Genomic DNA, 7,101 nt, shown 5'->3' with positions numbered 1-7,101 from the left:
TATTTCTCTACAGCTTCCATTTTCTTGTCATAACTGATTCGTCTTCTTCCCATAAAAAAGCTCCCCTTTGAGTAGTCCTGAATTTTGTTATTTCAGGTGTCTACTCAAAGGGGAGCATATCAGTCTTCCTGCGACAGGCTTGTTTTCTTGATACAAACGATGATAGCAGCGTCAGGATCGTCCTTTCAGCTGGCTGCGCGTCACGAGTTGTAACGGCTGTTCAACCGCTCCATACAGGGGATGCTTCGGGGCGAAGATTCTTCGTTTTTGCTTGAGATCCTGTACAGGTTCGACATAGTAGCCGAGCAGAATCAGATTTCGTCCTTTACAGGAATCTGTGGTGCATCTCAACGATTCATGGGGGGATCGCTATAGCTTATTCTGGATCTTTTGTCGAGAGGTTGAACGATCATTTCTCAAAAGTCGTAAAAATATGACAAGAAATTGTTCAACATCCTACAGTTGATATTTTGACAGGTTCCATGATAATTTTGAAAGAGATAGATAAATAGGCAGAGAGAAGGGTGTGAATCACGAAGGAATCGAGTACAGAAGCCTGTCTGAGATCGTTCGAGCAACCCGTTTTCTGCGCATTTTCAACTGAATATTCTGAATATTAAAAATACGATATATCGATACGGGGGGATATTGTGACAGAAGGTTCAAAACAGGCTTACGGAACGTTAGCCGCCTTATTTGTCGCCATGCTGCTTGCCTCATTGGATCAAACGGTCGTGGCGGCTGTCATTCCGCATTTGATCGAGGATTTGTCTGGCGCGCATATGTTCTTTTGGGTTTTTTCAGCATATATGATTGCTGAGTTGATTGCGATGCCGATATTCGGCAAATGCTCTGATTTGTACGGTAGACGCAAGGTGTTTTTAACGGGGATCTCCATTTTTATTGTGGGATCTCTCTTGTGTGGATTCGCCGCAAGCATGACACAACTGATCGTGTTTCGCAGCATTCAGGGCATTGGGGCCGGGGCGATCATGCCGGTCGCATTTACGATTGTATTCGAAGTTTTTCCACCTTCGCTTCGAAACCGGATGCAATCCTTTTTGGCGACGGTTTTTGGCATTTCCAGCGTGATGGGTCCGGTACTGGGGGCGTACCTGGCAGCCGCTTTAAGCTGGAGATGGATCTTCTACATTAATCTGCCGCTGGGACTGCTGGCTGTCGGATTGCTCATCGTCAATTATCGGGAAGAGCGCAAGGTGATCCCGCAGCGAATGGATGTGTGGGGACTGCTGTTTATGTTTGCAGGAGTGGGCAGCCTGTTGTTTGCGGTTGAACTGTACACGGCTACGCAGTCATGGCTTTCCTTGCCGGTGATGGGATTGTTCAGCGCAGCGATTGTCTTTCTAGGCTTGTTTATTCGGGTGGAGTCCCGTCATCCCGATCCCTTTATTCCTCTGGGATTGTTTCGTCAAATCCGATTTGCTGCCGGTCAGGCGGTCGGCTTTCTTCAAGGCGTAGTGATGATGGCAGTCATCTCCTTTATGCCCCTCTATGTGCAATGGGCGGAAGGAGGAGAGCGGACAGAAGCAGGGATGGTGATCATGCCTATGATGATCAGCATTGTAGTCGGTTCCTACATAGGCGGCAAGCTCACAGAACACCTGAATTTCCGTCATATGGCGATACTGTCCGGCGGGGTGATCATCATTGGCTGTGGTGGATTGGCTCTGTTTATTTCTTCATTTTCCCACCTCATCGTATATGCCATGATGGCGGTGCTGGGTCTGGGCTTCGGCTTGACTTTTCCTCTCTTGTTTACCGCTTCCCTGCATGGAGCGGGCCCGCAGCATGTCGGAACGATTAACGCCCTGATTCCGTTCTTTCGTTCGATTGGCGGAGCAGTGGGTGTGGCCATCCTCGGTGCCGTGCAGACGTACCGGCTGGATGCGACGATGAAGGAAGGAGCCAGTGAATCTGTCGCGTGGACCCAATCGATCGAACTGGTTCTCCAATCTGTCTGGTTTGTCGCCGTGCTCGCGCTCTTGTTTGGGTGGTTGCTCGGAACTGAGCGACTCCGTATGCCGCCAAAAGAAGGAGAAGAAGGATACGAGGAATATCGGAGGGCGATGGCCGCACAGACAGGAAGCGCTGAGAGTAGTGGACATGCCTGACTTGCATATATGGAAGGGAGGTGAGTGTGGGTCGTTTGTGAGGCGGGCCGTGCTCTAGACGGGGTTAAGGTAACACAACTGGTTGCAGAATCAGCGGGAAATTGAAAAATGAACGGAGGAATCGTTTGATGAATGAGCATCATCAGCGCATCGAGGAGATGCAGCAACTGATCGCCCAAATTTGCAGGGAGAAGATGAACATGGAGGTAGAAGCGAATTCCGATTCGTCAGCACCGATCGAGGTTGTATACGGTTTGGACTCCATTTCGTTGTTTGAGTTGATTGTTAATCTGGAGGAAAAGTACGAGCGGAAGGTTCCAGATGAGGATATTGAGAAGATTGGAAAAATGAATGCGGCAGAGCTGCTGGATTATTTCGAAGGACAGGGTGTCCATGAGTAATCGAGTGGTTGTAACTGGTTATGGAGTGATTACCCCCTTCGGTCCCGGCACAGCACGATTTGCGGAGACCCTCTATCAAGGCAAACATGCCTTCAAGGATATTACCTCGATAGATACCACAAACAGTTATGCCAAACGTGGTGGAGAGACGGATATGCAGCCTCGAACGTACCGCGATTTTGCTGCCTATTGTACGGATGCCGCATTAGAAATGGCGGGTCTGGATCGGGAGCGTCATGCCTCTCTTCTACGAGGCGCTGTCGTGGCGGTTGGCAATCTGGGGGATGGTGCAGAGCTGGAGGCCTTCTACCGGGAGCAGACCCAGCCGGAACAGCAGAGTCAAGCGGAACTGGCCAGAGACGGACAAGAGGGGGGGAGATTAGCTGTTCTCGAACGAAACCCTTTCTCCCATGCAGATGATATCGGAGAGCGGATTGGCTCACAGATGCCAAAGGTCTCGTTCACCAACGCCTGCATTGCTTCGGCCAATGCGATCGGCTATGCCTATGATCAGTTGAAAAAGGGGCGCGCTTCCTGCGCATTAGCAGGCGGTCTCAACGTACTGCATCCGCTTGTCTTTTATAACTTTGATTCCAGCCGGGCTATGGCCGATGATGTCGTACGCCCATTTTCCCAAGGACGTACCGGTCTGTTGATCGGAGACGGGGCGGCCATGCTGGTGCTGGAAACGATGGAGTCCGCATTGAAACGGGGCGCTCGGCCTATTGCGGAGCTGGTTGGCTGGGGAATCAGCTCGGATGGGCACCATGTGACACAACCTGATCCCACGGGCAACGGGCTTGCCAGATCTATGCGGATGGCGTTGAACCGGGCAGGCATTTCGCCTGAAGAAGTAGATTATATCAACGCTCACGGCACCGGAACGCCGCTCAATGATCGCGGTGAAACGAAGGCGATGAAGCAGGTATTTGGTTCCCACATGGCGGATATTCCGGTTAGCTCCACGAAATCGATGACCGGGCACATGCTGGAAGCAACGGGAGCGGTCGAAGCGGTGATTAGTCTGGAGGCACTGCAACGCAATCTGATTCCCCCCACCGCCAACTATTTGGGAGCGGAGGAAGGGCTGGATCTGGATTATGTCGTGGAAGGCGCTCGCAGCAAGGAACTTCATACCGTCATGTCCAATTCCAGCGCCTTTGGCGGCAATAACTGTACCCTGATATTTCGAAAGCTGAGGGAGGGATAGCATGGAGACGGAAACAAAAAGAGTGGCATCCTGGTCACAGGAGTGGCTGGAACAGGAAGTCCAGCGGATTGCGAATCGTTTTACGATAACAGGTTTTCATCAACAGCTTGCAGATGAAGCGGTGCCCGCCATTCGGGGCTTTGTCCGATCTTCCTTTAATCCGCTGATTTACCATAGTGTCAGGCAGGCAGCAGAAGATGCGCATCTCGAGCAGGCAGGAATTCAGCCTGGTGCGCCACGTTCCGCTTAAATCCTGAACAGGAGGGACAGCGGCCTCTGCCGGAGCCAGAAAGGCTGCCGGCAAAGAGAACGATTCAACCGATAGAGGATGATTCCTCCCGTGCGGAGATACAGAGGCACGAGACACTGAGCTTCCCCATGCGTTCTGCTGCTGCCGGAGCAGAAGGTATGAAGCGGGATAAAGGCGTAACTTACGAACGGAGCCCGGGCTGTATCATCAGACAGGTTCTGGTTCCGATTCCGATAGTGCGGGTGTCCTCATTCTATGGTCAGTATTCGAAACTGTGTCTGAAGCGCTGCAATCCTGATCTTAATCGTCCCCTTTTCACGATCACACCTGAATGTGATAACAGGTCGGAGAAACAAGGGCCGGATTGAATCAGATGGCTTCTGCCGTCCTCTCAGGCTTGGGACGGTCGTCTCGCGGCTGGAATGCCGCTTGCAGATTCACGGGCACAACTGTATCTCAAACCCGTGATGGCCTACAGCGTATAGCAGTGACCTAAGGAATGGTGAACAGGCGGTTGAATGGAACGTGGGATCGTCCACTGTCGGAGTGTGGCAGCACGAGGAAGACAGTGGTCAGTCAGCGCTCTCATAGTAGTGTCGAAGCATCGTAATGGATGTGGAGCGAAGGGGAGCAGTCTTTTGAACTCATCCTGAATGGAACTGGCAGCGAAGCAGGCTCCTGCGATGCGAAGTTTACCAGGGGGTTCAGAAGATGGAAAGCCGTATGCGCTGAAAGGCGCACGTACGGTTTGGAGTGGGGGAAAACCCGGAGACCTTTGTCTGTTAGCTGGAGGGGGTCAAGGGGTGACCTATCACTATAACGAAAATCGATCCTGCTCGGGAGTATGTTTGTAGATGCACAGACAGAAGAAGAAACCTGGAAAGACCTGCTTATGGGAAAGAAGTTAAGCCCGATCATGTTCCCGCAATCGGTACCCAGTGCCATTATTGGCTATCTGGCGAGAGAACTGAGCATTCATGGTCCGATGACCTGTATGGGAGCCAGTCAGGAGGGGGCGGGTATTCTGCTGATGCAAGCGAGCGACTGGCTGGAGGATGGCCTCGCTGATTGCGTCATCATGACGGTGTGCGATGTACCGTCCCTGCGAGCCCGTGCGTGGTTGAGAGAACAAGGTCAGTCTGAAGAGATGGCTGGCGGGGTGATGACCATCGTACTGGAAAACAGGCAGCACGCGGAAGCGAGAGGCGCACAAATGAAAGCGACCTTCCAGCAGTGGATGGAGGCTATGCAGCCATCAACGGCGCATCCTGCCTATGCCGGTATGCTGTATCCGCATGCCCGGTCAGGGAGGGAAGAGGCATGAGGCTGGCTTATTCAAGTCGCAAGACCGCGTTGCAGCACGGGAACTGGTCAAGATCCTATGAACAGCTCAGTCAGGGAATACAGCAAAAGATTGCCCGACTGGATGAACTGGATCGGCGGGTGGACAAGCTCGCAGTGGATTTGCCCGACTCACCCGCGCTGGTGGAGTGGGTGTATGCAGCTGCAAGCAGAAAATTGACCATCACAATCCTGGACCCGCGACTTACAGAGGCAGACAAGCAGCTTCGCTTGCAACATTTTGGTCCGGATGCGGTTGTGAGCTGGCAGCGGGAGAAGGAAGCCGTAGCCGGATCGATTGCCGGGTTTTATCCACATGCAGCGGACGTGCTTTCTCTACAGCCTGTGCCGTCCATGAAGTCTGAGAGGTCTGCACATCCAGTAAAATCTGCAAAAACGGATGAAAATGAAAAAATTGAAAAACCTGCGGAGTCTGCGAATCAGTCAGAGAGAGCGGTTGAATCTTCCCAGGAGCGGCCCGTATGGGAGACACAAAGAGATGGAGGCATGGTGCTGTTCAGTTCGGGGTCAACAGGCATGCCCAAGTCGATCTTGCGCCCATTGAAAGCGATGGAGCGAGAACTGCAGGTCTATACAGCAGAACCGGGCGCGCCTGACGCCGATAGTCGCGTCCTGTGTCTTGTCCCGCTCAGTCATTCGTATGGCCTGTTGTCTGCGACACTTTCTACGCTTTTGCAGGGAGGCACCGTCTATTTTCCGGAAAGGCTGCACCCCGGGCAGATTGCGGAGCAGATTGACAAGGATCGCCTTACCCATGTATACGGGGTAGCGTTTCATTATCAGCTGCTGGCCAAAGGACTGCCGGAGAGGAGTCCAGATGACAGACAGGCCGATGCCATTTCTAACTTGAAGCTGTTATCATCTGGGGGCAAACTGCCGGATGCCCTCATTACCGAATATGAGGAGAAGTTTGGCTGGCGGATCGGACAGCAGTACGGCATGAGTGAGGTCGGTTATATGGCAGTGGATTTCTACGGCGAAGGAGCGGGCACGGTTGGTCCGGTCGCGCGGCATCACCAGATTTCAACCCGGGAAGGGGAATTGGTCATCCATTTGCCAAGTTCGCCTTATATGGAACCGCAACCGAACTGGGAGCCGGGGGAAAGTGATGACCAGCAGGGAGTTTTGTATACACAGGATCTGGTGCAGTTTGATGACATGGACCGTCTGATCATTGCCGGACGTGTGAATGATCAGGTCAGTGTAGGCGGCTTGAAGGTTCGATTAAGTGAGATTGAAGCGGCAGCCTGCTCCCATCCACTAGTGGCCCAGAGCTGTGTGGTGAGTACAGAGCATGCCGTGTTTGGCACTGTACTGACCCTGTTTGTCGTCTGGGAGGAAGCTTGTGAGCGCCCCATGGAGCGACAACTGAAAGACTGGCTGGCCAGCAGGCTGGCGAGTTACAAAGTGCCAAAGCGCATCCAGACCACTGCGCGTATCCCGGTATCGCCGGCAGGGAAAATCATCAAAGCGGAATTATTAAAGGAGCTGAAGGATGGAACTGAATACGCAAATCAGAGAACTCGTCATGCAGGCCAATCTGTTTGAAACCATGGAAGGAGAGCTCGACGATGAGGAGCTTCTTCATCTGGATTCCATGTCCCTGATTTGGCTGATCACATCGCTGGAGGAACAATTTCAGATTCCCATTGATTATCGGACGGAAGATCTCAGTCATTTTCAGTCGATCCAGCGCATTGAGCAATACGTGCAGGACAAGTTAGCCAAATTATCGGTTTGAGTACA

The 7,101-nt window shown here is 52.4% G+C and carries 7 protein-coding genes; all 7 read left to right on the top strand.

Going from position 1 to position 7,101, the window contains the following annotated elements; translation table 11 throughout:
- Positions 1-650: 650 nt before the first annotated feature.
- The 7 genes from ACFSUC_RS04060 to ACFSUC_RS04030 all read left to right on the top strand — a co-directional run bounded on the left by ACFSUC_RS04060 (position 651) and on the right by ACFSUC_RS04030 (position 7,096).
- Positions 651-2,132 carry an MDR family MFS transporter gene (locus ACFSUC_RS04060; RefSeq protein ID WP_379928211.1) on the top strand — a complete coding sequence of 494 codons (1,482 nt, stop codon included), beginning with the start codon at positions 651-653 and terminating at the stop codon, positions 2,130-2,132.
- 128 nt (positions 2,133-2,260) lie between these two features.
- The gene (locus ACFSUC_RS04055; protein ID WP_379928210.1) at positions 2,261-2,533 is read left to right on the top strand and encodes an acyl carrier protein; all 273 of its coding nucleotides are present in this window, start codon (positions 2,261-2,263) and stop codon (positions 2,531-2,533) included.
- Positions 2,526-3,743 carry a beta-ketoacyl-[acyl-carrier-protein] synthase family protein gene (locus ACFSUC_RS04050; protein ID WP_379928209.1) on the top strand — a complete coding sequence of 406 codons (1,218 nt, stop codon included), beginning with the start codon at positions 2,526-2,528 and terminating at the stop codon, positions 3,741-3,743. The genes ACFSUC_RS04055 and ACFSUC_RS04050 overlap by 8 nt, the downstream gene beginning before the upstream one ends.
- Position 3,744: 1 nt before the next feature.
- Positions 3,745-3,993: a hypothetical protein gene (locus ACFSUC_RS04045; RefSeq protein ID WP_379928208.1), complete on the top strand. Its 249-nt coding sequence runs from the start codon at positions 3,745-3,747 to the stop codon at positions 3,991-3,993.
- A gap of 844 nt (positions 3,994-4,837) precedes the next feature.
- Positions 4,838-5,317: a beta-ketoacyl synthase chain length factor gene (locus ACFSUC_RS04040; protein ID WP_379928207.1), complete on the top strand. Its 480-nt coding sequence runs from the start codon at positions 4,838-4,840 to the stop codon at positions 5,315-5,317.
- A complete protein-coding gene (locus tag ACFSUC_RS04035; protein ID WP_379928206.1) occupies positions 5,314-6,903 on the top strand; it encodes a class I adenylate-forming enzyme family protein in 1,590 nt (529 codons plus the stop codon). The genes ACFSUC_RS04040 and ACFSUC_RS04035 overlap by 4 nt, the downstream gene beginning before the upstream one ends.
- Positions 6,851-7,096 (top strand): hypothetical protein, encoded by a 246-nt coding sequence (locus tag ACFSUC_RS04030; RefSeq protein ID WP_379928205.1) that lies wholly within the window; start codon positions 6,851-6,853, stop codon positions 7,094-7,096. The genes ACFSUC_RS04035 and ACFSUC_RS04030 overlap by 53 nt, the downstream gene beginning before the upstream one ends.
- Positions 7,097-7,101: the final 5 nt, after the last annotated feature.

It is taken from the genome of Marinicrinis sediminis (assembly GCF_042685085.1).
Taxonomy (GTDB): domain Bacteria; phylum Bacillota; class Bacilli; order Paenibacillales; family KCTC-33676; genus Marinicrinis; species Marinicrinis sediminis.
The sequence above is the reverse complement of the archived record's forward strand: the minus strand, read 5'-3'. Positions and strand labels throughout refer to the sequence as shown.

What these genes read in the sequence shown, in the direction of transcription:
- ACFSUC_RS04050 (WP_379928209.1), top strand. Translation starts at nt 2,526, where the DNA reads ATGAGTAATCGAGTGGTTGTAACTGGTTATGGAGTGATTACCCCCTTC.
- ACFSUC_RS04055 (WP_379928210.1), top strand. Translation starts at nt 2,261, where the DNA reads ATGAATGAGCATCATCAGCGCATCGAGGAGATGCAGCAACTGATCGCC.
- ACFSUC_RS04030 (WP_379928205.1), top strand. Translation starts at nt 6,851, where the DNA reads ATGGAACTGAATACGCAAATCAGAGAACTCGTCATGCAGGCCAATCTG.
- ACFSUC_RS04035 (WP_379928206.1), top strand. Translation starts at nt 5,314, where the DNA reads ATGAGGCTGGCTTATTCAAGTCGCAAGACCGCGTTGCAGCACGGGAAC.
- ACFSUC_RS04045 (WP_379928208.1), top strand. Translation starts at nt 3,745, where the DNA reads ATGGAGACGGAAACAAAAAGAGTGGCATCCTGGTCACAGGAGTGGCTG.
- ACFSUC_RS04040 (WP_379928207.1), top strand. Translation starts at nt 4,838, where the DNA reads ATGTTTGTAGATGCACAGACAGAAGAAGAAACCTGGAAAGACCTGCTT.